This window comes from Cyclobacterium xiamenense (genome assembly GCF_900109255.1).
GTDB classification, from domain to species: Bacteria; Bacteroidota; Bacteroidia; order Cytophagales; family Cyclobacteriaceae; genus Cyclobacterium; species Cyclobacterium xiamenense.
In genome coordinates, this window is record NZ_FNZH01000002.1 from 627622 (window position 1) to 642535 (window position 14914).

Annotated in this window: 9 protein-coding genes; 7 read left to right on the plus strand and 2 right to left on the minus strand. The window is 47.0% G+C overall.

What is annotated here, in order from left to right; genetic code table 11:
• The first annotated feature begins 339 nt into the window (after nucleotides 1-339).
• The 6 genes from BMW71_RS07430 to BMW71_RS07455 all read left to right on the plus strand — a co-directional run bounded on the left by BMW71_RS07430 (nucleotide 340) and on the right by BMW71_RS07455 (nucleotide 12025).
• The gene (locus BMW71_RS07430) at nucleotides 340-3657 is read left to right on the plus strand and encodes a TonB-dependent receptor (RefSeq protein WP_092171571.1); all 3318 of its coding nucleotides are present in this window, start codon (nucleotides 340-342) and stop codon (nucleotides 3655-3657) included.
• 25 nt (nucleotides 3658-3682) lie between these two features.
• Nucleotides 3683-4666 carry a fasciclin domain-containing protein gene (locus BMW71_RS07435; RefSeq protein WP_092171574.1) on the plus strand — a complete coding sequence of 328 codons (984 nt, stop codon included), beginning with the start codon at nucleotides 3683-3685 and terminating at the stop codon, nucleotides 4664-4666.
• 360 nt (nucleotides 4667-5026) lie between these two features.
• Complete coding sequence (locus BMW71_RS07440; protein ID WP_092171576.1) at nucleotides 5027-6106, plus strand: efflux RND transporter periplasmic adaptor subunit; 1080 nt, start codon at nucleotides 5027-5029, stop codon at nucleotides 6104-6106.
• Nucleotides 6107-6112: 6 nt separating this feature from the next.
• Nucleotides 6113-9175: an efflux RND transporter permease subunit gene (locus tag BMW71_RS07445; RefSeq protein WP_092171579.1), complete on the plus strand. Its 3063-nt coding sequence runs from the start codon at nucleotides 6113-6115 to the stop codon at nucleotides 9173-9175.
• 1 nt (nucleotide 9176) lies between these two features.
• Nucleotides 9177-10499: a TolC family protein gene (locus tag BMW71_RS07450; protein ID WP_092171582.1), complete on the plus strand. Its 1323-nt coding sequence runs from the start codon at nucleotides 9177-9179 to the stop codon at nucleotides 10497-10499.
• 125 nt (nucleotides 10500-10624) lie between these two features.
• Nucleotides 10625-12025 (plus strand): MltF family protein, encoded by a 1401-nt coding sequence (locus BMW71_RS07455; RefSeq protein ID WP_092171584.1) that lies wholly within the window; start codon nucleotides 10625-10627, stop codon nucleotides 12023-12025.
• On the opposite strand, the gene crtD is transcribed toward BMW71_RS07455, so the two are convergent.
• Nucleotides 12022-13488 carry a 1-hydroxycarotenoid 3,4-desaturase CrtD gene (gene crtD / locus BMW71_RS07460; RefSeq protein ID WP_092171587.1) on the minus strand — a complete coding sequence of 489 codons (1467 nt, stop codon included), beginning with the start codon at nucleotides 13486-13488 and terminating at the stop codon, nucleotides 12022-12024. The two genes, BMW71_RS07455 and crtD, sit on opposite strands and share 4 nt — an antisense overlap.
• A gap of 177 nt (nucleotides 13489-13665) precedes the next feature.
• Nucleotides 13666-14316, minus strand: coding sequence for a DsbA family oxidoreductase (locus BMW71_RS07465; RefSeq protein ID WP_092171590.1), 651 nt, complete (start codon nucleotides 14314-14316; stop codon nucleotides 13666-13668).
• Nucleotides 14317-14571: 255 nt separating this feature from the next.
• On the opposite strand from BMW71_RS07465, the gene BMW71_RS07470 reads away from it, so the two are divergent.
• A complete protein-coding gene (locus BMW71_RS07470) occupies nucleotides 14572-14913 on the plus strand; it encodes a phage holin family protein (RefSeq protein ID WP_092171592.1) in 342 nt (113 codons plus the stop codon).
• Nucleotide 14914: the final 1 nt, after the last annotated feature.

Sequence of the window (14914 nt, forward strand, 5' to 3'; positions counted from 1 at the left end):
GGGCCACAATTGGTAAATGTTATCCGACTGTTTTTTTGAATATCCTGCTGCTGGTCCCGTTCAGGTAAATTACCCGATGAATAAAATAAGTAGTTGGAATTTTATATGGTATTTTTAAGAAAATTAGTAAAAAAATACTTTTATAGAATGTGTAGTGGCTATTTAAAAAATTTACTTCTTAATTCTAAAGTTAGGGAATTGTTAACTACTTTTACGGGATAAATTGAAAACATAACAATTTGCAAAAACGATAGTCTTATTATAAGGTTATCTTTGTACGTGCCCAATTAGCCTAATTTCTAACCGAAAGTTTTCAAATTAAACCTAACTACTAGTAAAATGAGGCAACTACTACAAAAAAGTCTTTTTGTGATGCTAATCCTTGCCGTGTGCTCGGACTTAGCGTATTCACAGGGAGTTACCACTGCCAGCATGCAGGGAACGGTGTCGGATGACACCGGAGAAACTTTGCCAGGAGCGAATGTGGTCGCGATCCACGAACCTTCTGGAACGCGGTATGGTTCTGTCACCAACATCGACGGCAGATTTAACCTTCCAAACATGCGGGTGGGAGGTCCGTACACGGTCACCTTTTCTTTCGTAGGTTACGATGAAAAGGTATACGATGGCATTATCCTTTCTTTAGGACAGAAATACACCATTGATGCCACTTTTACCGATGGAGTAGAGCTTGAAGCCGTCGAAATCATTGGGCGACGAGATGGAATCATGAACGCTGACAGAACAGGGGCTTCCACTTCCCTGAATAACGAGCGGATTAATTCCATGCCTACGATCAGCAGGGGGATCAATGATTTTACCAGGCTGACTCCTCAAAGTAACGGGACCAGTTTTGGAGGAGCAGATCAACGGTATAACAACTATACCATTGACGGGAATTTGTACAACAATAACTTCGGGTTGGGTTCCAGCCAGTTTGCTGGAGGCAATCCTATATCACTGGATGCGATTGAAGAGGTTCAGGTCAACATCGCTCCGTATGATGTTACCCAAAGCGGGTTTACGGGAGCGAACGTGAATGCGATTACAAAAGCCGGCTCCAATGAATGGAGAGGTACAGCGTATACCCTTTTTAGGAATGATCGCCTGCAGGGTGTCACCGTAAATGGCGGCCGAGATGTACCTTTTTCCGCCTCGCAAACCAATATTCACGGGATTGCGTTTGGTGGGCCTATCATTAAGGATAAATTATTTTTCTTCGTAAGTGCTGAAACGGAAATCAATGACCTTCCGGGCGACAACAGATTGGCTGCACGACCGGAACAAGGGTTGCTTCCCGATAACCAAATTGTATCGAGAGTTCCCGCCGAGCGAGCAGAATTTGTCAGCCAGCAACTGAACGATTTGTATGGCTATCAGACCGGCGCTTACGAGAACATACCGTTTGCTGACGATGCGACCCGATTAAATTTTCGTCTGGACTATAATGTCAATGATAGAAACAAGTTAACGGTACGTTATAACCGTTTTCAGCAATTGAGGGACGTGACCGTAAACGGAAACAGTATCAGGGGCCTACCCGGAAGTTTACGGTATAGAAATACCAACCGAGGTGGAATTGAAGCGTTGACGTTCAGAAATACGCATTACACGTCTGAGAATAATGTTTCATCCATCGTGGCTGAGTTGAATTCGACGCTGGGAGACAACATGGCCAATTCGCTGAATATCGGCTACACCAGCGCCATTACCCAGAGAGGGGTACCCGGAGGTCAGGAATTTCCGATGATTGAAGTGTTGGAATTCGATGGGAATACGCCTCTTTACTATCTTTCGATGGGTACGGAACTGTTTACGCGGGGAAATCTTCTGGACAACAAGACGTTCAATTTGACCAATAATTTCAACTACTTTATGGGTAACCATACGTTTACAGCGGGGGTTAACTTTGAGTACATGACGTTCGATAATGCCTTTAACCCCACCTGGGATTCCTGGTACAGGTATAATTCGTATGACAGTTTTGTGGAGAGCGTGATTAATCAGAATCCGAACGTACGTCCGGATGGTTTTGCCATCGGTTTTACGTACGATGCCGACAACCCCTTTACGTTGCCTACCGATCAGGTAAGCTTTGGACAGGTAGGCCTGTACATCCAGGATGAATACCAGGTTACCAGAGATTTGAAACTTACCGGGGGCTTGCGGATAGACATGCCTTTTTATCCCATCGATGCCCCAAGAAATCCACGATTGGACGCACTGAATATTTCGGTAGAAAACCCCAGGGAGCCGGGTCAGATGATCAGCCCTGACGTGAGTCAGTTTCCTCCGGTAAATCCTGTTTTCTCTCCCAGGTTTGGATTCAATTGGGATGCGATGGGTGATGGCTCGCTGCAGGTAAGAGGGGGTTCGGGACTGTTTACAGCGAGACCTATTTTCGTGCACCTTTCCAACCAGATCAATGCCAATGGTATTACCAGGGGTTTTGTAGGAAAAACAGCAGATCAGTGGGAGGAAGGCGAATGGCAGGGCTTTCAGTCCGATATCAACTTCTACCGACCAAATCCGGCAGAGCAGGAGCCCAACATCTCCAGCTCCGTGAACGTGACGGACGAAAACTTCAAACTGCCCCAAACCTGGAGGTCAAATTTGGCGGCGGATTATCAATTTGGAGACGGATTTATTTTTACGTTGGAAGCCATGCACTCCAACGATTACAACATGCCCTTTTCGGCAAACCTTGCCAGTACCCCCACGGGTGAATCGGTCAATATCGGAGGGAATGCCTATCCAACGTATAGCCAGGGGATCGAGGGCACTCGGATCAATGAGCTGTTTTTGCTAACCAATATCGATGTGGGTACCTACAGTGCCCTGACCTTGTCTTTGCAAAAAGATTGGGGATCGGGGATCTTTACCAGCCTGGCCTATACCAGAAGCCAAAAAAGAGATTTTGGCCTAATCGGTGGTTCGCAGGCAGCTTCCCTCTGGCCTACGGCGGTACAAACGGATAGAAATAATCCGGAAGAAGGATTCAATCGCTTTGATCAACCGAATAGGGTAGTGGGTCTGGTTTCTTTCAACACCAAGGGGTTGAATGAATACAATAACACCCAAATATCACTGTTTTATGAGGGTGGTGAGCAAGGAAGATACAGCTATACCTATTCCGGGAATTTTGGTGATGGCGGCGGCATTCGTCTGATGTACGTTCCCGAAAGCCTTGAAGATGCGCAACTAATGGACCGAGTATCGGGAGGCGTAATCACCCAAACAGCTGCAGAGCAATGGGCAATTTTGGACCAGTACATAGAGAGCGATCCCTATTTGCGCGCCAACAGGGGCCGGGTCACCGAAAGAAACGGTGCTACATTGCCCTGGTTACACCGTTTCGATTTCAGGTTGATACAGGACCTTCACCTGACCAAGGATACAAATGCGCATAAGCTTCAGATTTCCCTGGATATCTTAAATGTAGGAAACTTATTGAAGGATTCTTGGGGAGTGGGAAGGCAGGTGATACAAAGTAACCTGTTGAATTTTAACGGAGTAGATGATAGTGGCAACGCCCAATTTACCTTAAACAGTATCCAAGGTCAGTCCGGCGTCTACCCTACCCAAATTTCTCAGTCCCTATTTAACCTTAACCAGACCTGGAATGCGCAGGTTGGCTTAAGGTATATTTTCAAATGATCTGTGATCCAAAGAAGACATTCCAATGAAGAATCATACGTTTAAAAATATCCTATTTCTTCTGGCAGCGGGCCTATTGATGGCCGGCTGCATCGATGCCAATTACGAAGAGCCGGTAGCCGGAAGAACAGAAGATGCCCTCTTGAGCAATGTGGTTGCGGCACAATCAGAGTTGAGTATTTTCAATGAACTCCTGGAGAGTGAAGGCTTGCTGCCATTATTGGTGAGTCGACAGACGCAGGAGCAGCGGGCAGTCTTCGCTCCTACGAATGCTGCCATTGAAGCATTTATGTCCGAAAACGGCTTTGAATCGGCAGAAGATATTGTAGGCCTGGAGAACGTGCTGGCCTATCATATTGCAGAGCCGAACATCAGGCAATCCGATTTATCCCGGTCGAATTTTAATTTTATTCAAACCAATGCAGACCAAAATATCTTCGTCAACCGATCTGGGGGCCAGGTGAGGTTTAATAACCAAACGGTCACTATTCTGCGTTCAGAAACGGGGAATGGGACGGTACACATCATTGATGAGGTGTTGCTTCCCAGATCAAGTACCATGGCTGCCTATTTGGATGGAAATCCGGAACTAAGCATTTTCAAGGAAGTCGTATCCCTTTTAGGGCTGAATTCCCAGCTATCTGCTAATTTCCGGACACTATTTATCCCCGATAACCAGGCCTTTACAAATTTATTGGCGGAACTTGGCGCAGGTTCTTTGGATGAATTGGTGGAAATGGTTGGTGAAGATGCGCTGGAAGAGATTGTCCGGTACCATATCGTAAACGACCTGGTCTACTCTGCCAATGTTTCCAATAATCAGCTGTTGACGCCTCAATTTGCAGGGGAGGTCAGGCCAAGGGTTTCCATTGATGGAGCGAATGTGATGCTTGCCTATGGGGAAGGTCATGCAACTTCTACCCTGGTTACCGTGAACGACGATATCTTCCAAACAGGATTTGTTCACATTATCGATAAGGTGATGCTGCCGGTTCTGGAAGCTGAGTAAAACAGAAGTTCCTGTTTTCCACTGTAGGATTGCTGTTGATCAGGCCACCTTGGTTTAACCAGGGTGGCCTGATTTTCTGATTTTATGGGAGAAACCCGGTACCATTCCCGTTAACGCGGATGTTTACCTGCCATTGGCATTCTCGTTTTGCCTCTCGTGTTTATTTACTTCCTTATTATAAAAATATCAGTTAGTTTCGTTCTTCCTTGGAATGTTTTCAGAAGAATTGTGTTGCTCTTTTTAAAAAGCATAGTAGTAGAAGAAATTTTAATTTCCGAAACGTAAAACAAAAGCGAGAATAGTTGTTTCTTGCATAACAAACATTTAGCCACTAAAACTAATTTAATACCAGCGCCCCTAATGAAAAATCAGACCAAAATCGTTTTGACGCTTGTCATCCTATTGGTAATAAGCATCGCATTTTTTTATCCAAGGCTTGATTTTAGCGGAAAACAGAATACACCTGCTCCACAAGCCTCGCAACAACCGGCGGCCCGAAACGCCATTCCAGTGGAGGTGATCACGTTGAAGGAAGAAAAGCTTGAAAACAGTCTCAATCTTACCGGTTCGCTTATACCCAATGAAATGGTTAGTCTACGGCCCGAAGTGGCTGGGCTGGTCGAAAAGGTTTCCTTTGAGGAAGGGCAGTTTGTGAAAAAAGGTTCCCCATTGCTGTACCTCAATGACGACGAGCTCCGGGCGCAATTTGATCGGCTCGATTTTACTAAAAAACTCTATGAGAGTCAGGAAAACAGGCAAAAACAATTGCTTACCAGAGAGGCAATTAGTCAGGAAGAGTACGATATCGTTCTCAACCAATACAATACCAATTTGGCAGACCTTCGGTTGATCGAAGCACAACTTAATAAAATGGTGATTCGCGCTCCGTTTGACGGGGAACTGGGTTTTCGGCAAGTTTCCGAGGGGAGTGTTATCGGCAGCGCCGATGTGATCGCGACCATCGTGAACGTGGACCCCATTAAAATTGAATTTTCCATACCCGAGCGGTACTCGAGTGAAATCAAGGTGGGGTCGCAGATTTATTTTCGGTCAAACGTCTCCAATGATGAGGCCACAGGGGAAGTATATGCCATCGAGCCGAATGTAGACGCCGCCACGCGAACATTAAAAATACGGGCAAAAAGTCCAAATAAGGATAAAAAGTTCCTGCCGGGGATGTTTGTGCGGGTGCGCCTGGTTTTGAATGAGGTAGATGATGCGTTACTGGTTCCTTCCGAATCAGTGGTTCCTGAATTAGAGGGATATAAGGTGTTTGTTGCCCGGGATGGAGTTGCGGAATCCAGAAAAGTGATCATTGGAAAACGCACCGATACGCGGGTACAGATTGTCGACGGGTTAAAGCCAGGCGAGCAGGTTTTAACCACCGGAATTTTGCAAGCCAGGGATGGAATGCCCATAACGATTACTTTAACCAACTGATAACGCATGTCCAGTTTATCCACCATCAGTATCCGAAGACCGGTACTGTCCATAGTGATGTCCCTTACCATCATGATTTTTGGTATTATAGGGATTTCTTTTCTTGGTATTCGCGAATTCCCCAGCGTCGACCCCCCGGTTGTTAACGTTCGTACCGCCTACGTGGGCGCCAACGCGGACGTTATCGAGGCGCAGATAACCGAACCGCTGGAGGAGGCCATCAACGGTATTTCCGGGATCAAGTCATTGACCTCCATCAGTAATGATGGCAATAGTAGTATCACGGTTGAATTTGATGTGGGAGCAGACATGGAAGCAGCGGCGAATGACGTTCGTGACAAGGTTTCCCGGGCGCAGCGGAACCTGCCACCTGATACCGAACCTCCCATTGTTTCCAAGCAAGACGCCGATACCCAGCCCATCGTTTTTTTGAACGTGCAAAGCGAAAATCGAAGCTTACTTGAGCTCTCTGATATTGCCAATAACATTTTTAAAGAGCGTTTGCAAACCATTGACGGGGTGAGCGAAATACGTATTTGGGGAGAAAAGGAATATGCCATGCGGCTCCGGATGGATCCCCTGCGAATGGCTTCGTACGGGGTAACGCCATTGGATGTGCTCACCAAGGTGCAGAGCGAAAACGTAGAACTTCCTACCGGTAGGATCGAAGGCGAGTCCATCGAACTTTCCGTTCGGACAAGGAGCCGAATGAGTACTCCGGAAGAATTCAACCGACTGATCATTAAAGAGGAAGCAAACAATGTGGTCCGTTTTCAAGATGTGGGCCGCGCCGAATTGGCCCCATTAAACGAACGCACGGTACTGAAGCGGGATGGCATACCCATGGTAGGTGTTGCCCTAGTTCCCCTGCCGGGGTCCAACAGCATCGAAATCATCGACGAGTTTTACAGGAGGTTAGAGTTTATCAAAAAGGACCTTCCGGACGATATTCAGCTGGATATCGGATTCGATACCACCAAGTACATTCGGAACTCTATCAGTGAGGTACAGCAAACGATCTTCGTTGCGTTCCTGTTGGTAGTGCTGATCATTTTCCTGTTTTTGCGCGACTGGAGGACCACGTTTATCCCCGTGTTGACCATTCCTATCAGCTTGGTTGGTGTATTCTTTATCATGTACCTGGCTGGGTTTTCCATCAATGTGTTGACCTTACTCGGAATCGTGCTGTCCATTGGATTGGTAGTTGACGACGCCATTGTGGTATTGGAGAATATATATACAAAAATCGAGGGAGGGGAAAATCCCGATAAGGCGGCCGAAAAGGGAGCCGAAGAGATTTTCTTTGCCGTAATTGCTACCACCGTTTCGTTGGCGGCAGTGTTTCTGCCGGTTATTTTCCTTACCGGTACTACCGGACGACTTTTTCGCGAATTTGGCGTCGTGGTGGCCGGTGCGGTAATTATTTCCTCCTTTGTGGCGCTAACGATGACGCCCATGTTGAGCTCAAAACTGCTAAAGAAACGCGAGCGGCAAAATTGGTTGCATCGAAAAACAGAGCCTTTTTTCCTATGGCTCAACGAATTGTATGTTAATGCATTGACCGGGTTTATGAAAGTCCGCTGGATGTCTTTCGTATTGATTGGAGCTATGGGATTGGGAACTTATTTCCTTTTTATGTCTATTCCATCAGAGCTGGCACCAATCGAAGACCGGGGGCAAATACGAATCAACATGGCCGGTCCGGAAGGAGCTACCTTTGGCTACATGGACCGGGTGATTGACAAAATGACCGCGGAATTGGAAAGCCTGATTCCTAAGGAGGAACGCGAAGGACTGATATCCGTTACTTCTCCCGGTTTCGGAACAGCAAGTACCAATTCGGGATTTATACGGGTAATTCTTAAAGACGCCGAACAGCGGGAACGCTCGCAGCAGGCAATTTTTGACGAGGTAGCGGCCTATCTGAAACGGGAAACCTCTGTACGTGCTTTTGGTGCGCAAGAGCCATCCATCGGTGACCGCAGGGCCGGCTTGCCCATTCAATACGTTATCCAGGCACAAACCCTGGAAAAATTGAAAGAAATTATTCCGGTTTTCATGGAGCGCGTGGGCCAAAGCGAGGTGTTTACCTTCCCCGATGTAAACCTCAAATTCACCAAGCCGGAAATTGAGGTAGAAATTGATCGGGAAAAGGCACGAAACATTGGGGTGTCGGTTCAGGAAATCGCCCGAACCCTGCAACTGAGTTATTCCGGGCAACGGTTTGATTATTTCATCATGAACGGGAAGCAGTATCAGGTCGTGGGCGAAATGCAACTGGAGGATCGCAACGAACCCATTAACCTCCGCATGCTTTACGTTCGGGGCGAAGACGGGCAATTGGTACAAATGGATAACCTGGTGAGCATAACCGAGCGAAGCACGCCCCCGCAACTCTATCGGTTCAATCGATTCGTAAGCGCAACCGTTCAGGCCGGCCTTGCGCCGGGAGAAACGGTAGGTACCGGTCTCGAGGAAATGGATCGGATCGCGGCAGAGGTGCTGGACGATAGCTATACCACGGACGTAGCCGGACTTTCCAAGGAATACCGGGATAGTTCGAATAGTTTGGTTTTTGCTTTTGTCTTTGCCCTGGTACTGATTTACCTGGTGCTTTCGGCACAGTTTGAGAGCTTCCTGGATCCGCTGACGATCATGTTTACGGTACCATTGGCCATTTTCGGTGCCTTGTTGTCGTTGTGGCTATTTGATTTTACCCTGAATGTATTCAGTCAGATCGGTATCATCATGCTGATCGGTTTGGTGACCAAAAATGGTATCTTAATCGTGGAATTTGCCAATCAGCGAAAAGCGCAGGGAATGAGTATTCCCGAGGCGATCGAGGGCGCAGCGGCCGCGCGTTTCAGACCGATTCTCATGACCAGCCTTTCCACCATACTGGGTATCCTACCCATAGCGCTAGCTTTGGGCGCAGGTTCCGAAGGAAGGGTGCCCATGGGCGTAGCTGTCGTAGGAGGGATGGCCCTGGCCACCATTCTTACCTTATTTATTATTCCTGGGGTATACACCTATTTAACATCTAAAAAAGGAAGGTTAGCAAGAGTCTGATATGAAGAAATTTTTATTGATTGGTTTACTGGGAGTAATTTCTTGCAACCTGTTTGCTCAGCAAAGTGAAACGTTGACTTTCGAACAGGCGGTAGAAATAGGCCTGGAAAATAATTTTGATGTCAAAATAGCTACCAATCAGGTGCTGCTGACTGAAAACGAACGAAAAATTGGGACGAGTCTGTTGATGCCCACCCTGGATCTAAACAACACCCGGGGCTACCGGAGAGAGGATACGGAACAGGCATTTGTAAGCGACCCCGAAAATCCACGGATTATTCCCGGCGCACAAACCCGAACCAACAATTACAGTTTGGTGGGCATCTATGGGTTTCGTGCCGATGCGGTGGTTGCCCTGCAGCGATTGGGCAAACTGGCCGAAGTGAGCGAACTGGAGGCCAAGGTCGTGATTGAAAATACCGTCGCAGCCATTGCCACGGCCTACTACCGTCTGGTGCTGGAGCAGCAACGGTACGAGGTCTTGAATACCACGCTGGAATTGTCAAACGAGCGCATGGAAATCGCCAAAGCGCAGTACGAATTTGGAAGAGCGTCTAAGCGGGATTTTCTGGCCGCGCAGGTGGATTATAACGCTGATTTGACAGCCCTGGTGAGTCAGGAACAGGTCATCCAAAATTCACGGGTTACGTTGAATGAATTACTGGCACTGGGGCCCGAAAATGATTTTGCGGTAAACGACACCATCACAGTTAAGGAAAACTTGTTTCTGGAAGACTTGCGGGACAATGCCTTTAGTAATAACAAAATGTTTTTGGTGACCCAGCGAATGGAAAACGTTGCCTACCTTCAGCTAAAGGAGCTGCGTGCCCAACGCTTGCCCACCATCACATTAAATGGATCCTACAACGACAATACCCTCAATTCCGATGCGGGTTTTTTGTTGAGCAACGAGCAGCAGGGGATTAATCTGGGAGCAACCATTAGTTTGAACCTATTCAGTGGCCTTTCCCTAAACCGGCGAATTCAGGGAGCAAAAATCCAAATCAATAATCAGCGGCACCTGATCGAGCAATTCGAAAACCAGCTGCAGGCAGATTTGCAGCGAACCTTCAACACCTACGAAAACAGCAAACGGTTGCTGGAGATCGAAAAAAATAATTACGAAGTGGCGGTTGAAAATTCGGATATTGCCTTGGACCGGTTTCGCCTGGGGATCGCCAATTACCTGGAATTTAGAGACGCACAGGTAAACCGCCTTCAGGCGGAGAGTCGCTTGATCGAATCCTTGTACACGATTAAGGAAAATGAAATCGAACTGATGCGCCTGTCCGGGAAAATTTATTTTCCGGAAACGGCAGACTGAGTTCCCACCACGTAGGATCGTTTTAACCAACGTCCGACAGGTGATCCTGTCGGGCTTTTTTTGGTTTATTGGGCATAAAAAACTATTATTGACTGTACCAAAGTCCTCTCGGGACCACCTTTTGTATGGTAGATACCAGGTTTGTTTTTGTTTTCGTCGTCAGCGTGCTGTTTGGAATGCAGACGTGCGCCCCACCCGAGGCCTCGGAACCTGAACCTGAATTTTGGGAAAATCCTGCAGAAATTGACTATGATGCCATAAAAAAGAGAGGCTATCTACGGGCGATTGTGGATAATTCCTCAACCAGTTACTATATCTACCGGGGAAGAACCATGGGGTATGAGTTTGAATTGCTTCGCAATCTGGCCAATCAACTTGGCGTGGGTCTGCGGTTAATCGTCAGGCACGACCTGGAAGACGCTTTTCGGCTGTTGAACAAGGGAAGTGCAGATATCGTCGCCATCAATTTTGAAGTAAACGAGGAACGAAAAAAATACGCATCGTTTACCGATCCGGTGGGGCAGATGAAAACGGTGCTGGTGCAGCGGAAAGATCAGACGCACCTGGATAGCATTCCGCAGTTACGCCAAAAAAAGATATCTATCAAGCGAGGGACGGTCTATCAGAAGCGGTTACAGTCCCTGAGCGATTCTCTGGAGCTGAACATCGCCCTACAGGAGGAGAACACCAGCCTGGAGGACCTGATTACGCAGGTAGTACGGGAAGAAATTGACTATACCATGGTAGACGACGATATCGCATTGGTAAACGCTACCTATTACGATAACCTGGACGTCAGCCTCGCGCTGGGCCCGGTCAATCCTGTTTCCTGGGCGGTTAGAAAAAATGCACCCGACTTGCTGCAAAGCATCAATGAATGGCTTTCCCGGATAAAAAAGACCGGATACCAGGCGATTTTGTTTAACAAATATTTTGAAAACAAGAAAAACAGCTATTACCGGACTTCTTCGGCTTTCTCATCTGTTTCCGGAGGTCGGATATCCAACTATGACGAAATTATCAAGTCTGGGGCCGATCAATTGGGCTGGGACTGGCGCTTATTGGCAGCATTGGTTTACAAAGAAAGCCGGTTCAACCATAATGCGGTTTCTTACGCCGGCGCTGTGGGTTTGTTGCAACTCATGCCGGTGACCCTACAGCGGTTTGGGGTAACGGACCCCAACAATCCAAACGAAAGTTTGCGGGGAGGGGTCAATTACCTGAGGTACCTGGATGGCTTTTGGATGGAGCGGGTGCCTGACAATACGCAGCGAATTAAGTTTATATTGGCTTCTTATAACGTGGGGCATGGACACGTACAGGATGCCTGGCGGCTGGCCTACAAATACGGGAAAGACACCCGGCGCTGGGAAAACGTGGCTTACTACCTGGAAAAAAAATCACAGCCCGAAATATACCGGGATCCCTGGGTGAAAAGTGGCTACGCCAAAGGGCACGTGACCGTACGCTACGTGCGGGAAGTGTATGGATTGTACGAATCCTACAAGGTATTGGTAGACTTTTAGTGTTCAGGTATCATCTCTGCGGTAATTTTTGCCGAAAGCAAACACAAGGGGATTCCCCCACCGGGATGCACACTTCCTCCGCAAAAATACAGGCCGTCTATCGAAGAGAAGTTTGCATGCCGCAAAAACGCTGCGTACCGATTGTTCGAACTGTTTCCGTAAAGTGCTCCGTTTGCTGAAGACGTTTTTGATTCGATCGTAAGCGGCTCCAGGACTTCTTCCACAGCTATCAATGGGGCGATATCGGTTCCCAGGATTCGGTTGATTTTCGCGATGATCGCTGCCCGTGCCTCGGTTTTAAGGGCTTCCCAATCCTGCCCCTGATTGTTTGGGACATTGATCATGGTAAACCAATTCATGCAATTATCCGGTGCGTCGTCTTTTTTATAGACGGAGGTGATGTTGATGTAGACCGTGGGATCCGAATAAATGGTTTTCTTCGAAAAAATATGCTCAAATTCTTTTGCATAATTATCGCTAAATAGAATATTGTGAAGGTCTAGCTCTGAAAATTCTTTTCGTATCCCCCAGTAAAAAATCAGGGCCGAACTGGATTTGGGTTGTTGCAGCAGTCTTTTTGGCTGTCGTTGGTCGTTTAAAAGGCTTTTATAGGCATTGACCATGTCCATATTATTGACCACTAAATCGGCTGCTTGTACCGCTCCTTGCACCAGGATGCCTTTGGCTCGATTGTTTTCAACGAGGATTCGCTCCACTTTTTGGTTAAAATGGAACTGTACTCCCAAATCCCGGGCCAGGGCATATAGGCTTAGGGTGATGGCATGCATGCCGTTTTCCGGGAAATAGGCCCCTCTGTTAAATTCGAGATGAGGGATGATCGTTAAGGTAGCCGGAGTTTGATAGGGGTTTGAACCGTTATAGGTGGCATACCGATTAAATAACTGAACCAATTTGGGATGTTTAAATTGCTCGCTATTGGACCGATGCATGGTTTGGAACAAGCCAAATTTCCCCATCCGCAGGTAAGCTTTCAGGGCGTTTTTGTTAAACCAGGTGCTGCCCTGATGCAGGGAACGGTGCATAAAAAGTGGAGAAAGGTACCGGTAAATAAAGGAGGAACGGTCCAACGCTCGTTGGATGTTTTTAGGGTTTTCGCCGAGTTTGGCATGGACCTCCTCCATAAACTTATCAATATCGGCATAGGCGGTTATCCGGGTCCCGTCTTCCCAAAAGTACTGGCAATTGACAGGTAGCTTCCGGTACTGGAAATACTCCCTTGGGTTTTTTCCCGAGAGCGCAAACAATTCATCCACCTGCTCCGGCAAAGTAAATAAGGAAGGGCCTGCATCAAATCGATATCCCTCCAGATTGATTTCTGAGAGTTTACCACCCGGGTACGCATTCGCCTCAAATACCTGAACCTGATACCCTTTGTTTGCCAGTCGAATGCTGGCTGCCAGTCCGGCAATGCCCGACCCGATAACGATCGCCTGATTATTCATGAAAGTAAAACTAAATGAAATCCGAAGAGTTTACACAAAGCCGTTTCTCTTTTTTAGACCGGGAATCAAAAGGCGTTTTCCAATTTGAGCAGACCGCCGGTTTGGGTTGGTGAAAAAAGGATTCCGGCCCCGCTTTGAAACCCTTTCGTCAACTCTTTGTACTACCAATAGAAGCAATCAGGACTTAATGGACTTCCCGGTCTCATCGGCGAACGCCTGGGCCAATGTTTCTGAAAACAAGGCCACATTCTGGGCACCGCTGATCGCACTTTTTCTATTGAACACAAAGAAGGGTACCCCTTTTATTCCTAATTGGCGGGCTTCCAAAACATCCGCACGGACATCCAGCGCATAATCATCGCTCTCCAGCACCTGTTGCACTTGAGTCAGTCCAATTTCCTCAGCCAGTGCCAGTAGGGTATCTGTGTCATCGATGTTTTTCCCTTCGGTAAAATAGGCTTTCAGGAGCCGCTCTTTTGTCTCGGACTGCAATCCCAGACTTTTTGCATGGTGTAGTAGCCGATGAGCCCGAAAAGTATTGGCCACAACCGCACGGTCCAGGTTGTAGGTTAACCCCATTGCATTGGCCTGCTCCGTGACGTAGGCGTTCATCTCCTGGGCTTGTTCCAGGCTGATTCCTTTTTCTCTGGCTAGAAATGCGTTGATGGAAAGCCCCGGTTGGGTGGGTACATCTGGCATTAGTTGAAAGCTTTTGTAGGTGATGGAAACAGCGTCTTCGGCGGGGAACGCCTCCAGTGCTTTTTCTAATTTACGCTTGCCCAAATAACAAAAGGGACAGACGATGTCACTCCATATTTCTATAATCATAGCTGAAACGGTATCGATTTTTTTAGTGTACGGCTGGTTTTACTGTAAACCCAGACCAGATAACAACCGGTTTTCCGGAAGAGTTCTAACGGTTAGGTACCGCATTAAACAGGACATTATTGCTTGTGGGCGGGTTTCGTATGGGATTGCCTGGAAGGGTTGCAAAAAGACGGGGCTAAGTTCCTTTGAGCAAGGTTTTTGTTGGAAAAAGTAGTAACTTGATTTGTTTATGCGAACCTTTACACGAAAATCAACATGACGGAAATCATTTCTACCTTAAAGAAATTAATCGAAGTACGGTTCAAACTTCTAAAATCTGAGATTGCGGATGAGATAAGTAGTTTGATTGCAAGATTAGGGGTGTTGGTGCTAATGGTATTGACGGCCTCCTTTATTTTACTCTTCGGAAGTATCTCCCTGGCCTTTTATTTCAGTGAAGTTTACGGAAGTAGTTCGGTAGGTTTTTTGCTGTTAACTGGAATCTATTTGCTGCTGTTTTTTCTTTTATACCTGTTGAAAAACACCGCTTCTTTTCAGCGGATGTTAAAAAATACACTTTCGAGGTATGTTTTTTTATTCAAGGATAAAAAAGACTGAA

What these genes read in the sequence shown, in the direction of transcription:
- BMW71_RS07470 (WP_092171592.1), top strand. Translation starts at nt 14,572, where the DNA reads ATGACGGAAATCATTTCTACCTTAAAGAAATTAATCGAAGTACGGTTC.
- BMW71_RS07465 (WP_092171590.1), bottom strand. Translation starts at nt 14,316, where the DNA reads ATGATTATAGAAATATGGAGTGACATCGTCTGTCCCTTTTGTTATTTG.
- BMW71_RS07455 (WP_092171584.1), top strand. Translation starts at nt 10,625, where the DNA reads ATGGTAGATACCAGGTTTGTTTTTGTTTTCGTCGTCAGCGTGCTGTTT.
- BMW71_RS07435 (WP_092171574.1), top strand. Translation starts at nt 3,683, where the DNA reads ATGAAGAATCATACGTTTAAAAATATCCTATTTCTTCTGGCAGCGGGC.
- BMW71_RS07445 (WP_092171579.1), top strand. Translation starts at nt 6,113, where the DNA reads ATGTCCAGTTTATCCACCATCAGTATCCGAAGACCGGTACTGTCCATA.
- BMW71_RS07440 (WP_092171576.1), top strand. Translation starts at nt 5,027, where the DNA reads ATGAAAAATCAGACCAAAATCGTTTTGACGCTTGTCATCCTATTGGTA.
- BMW71_RS07430 (WP_092171571.1), top strand. Translation starts at nt 340, where the DNA reads ATGAGGCAACTACTACAAAAAAGTCTTTTTGTGATGCTAATCCTTGCC.
- BMW71_RS07450 (WP_092171582.1), top strand. Translation starts at nt 9,177, where the DNA reads ATGAAGAAATTTTTATTGATTGGTTTACTGGGAGTAATTTCTTGCAAC.
- crtD (WP_092171587.1), bottom strand. Translation starts at nt 13,488, where the DNA reads ATGAATAATCAGGCGATCGTTATCGGGTCGGGCATTGCCGGACTGGCA.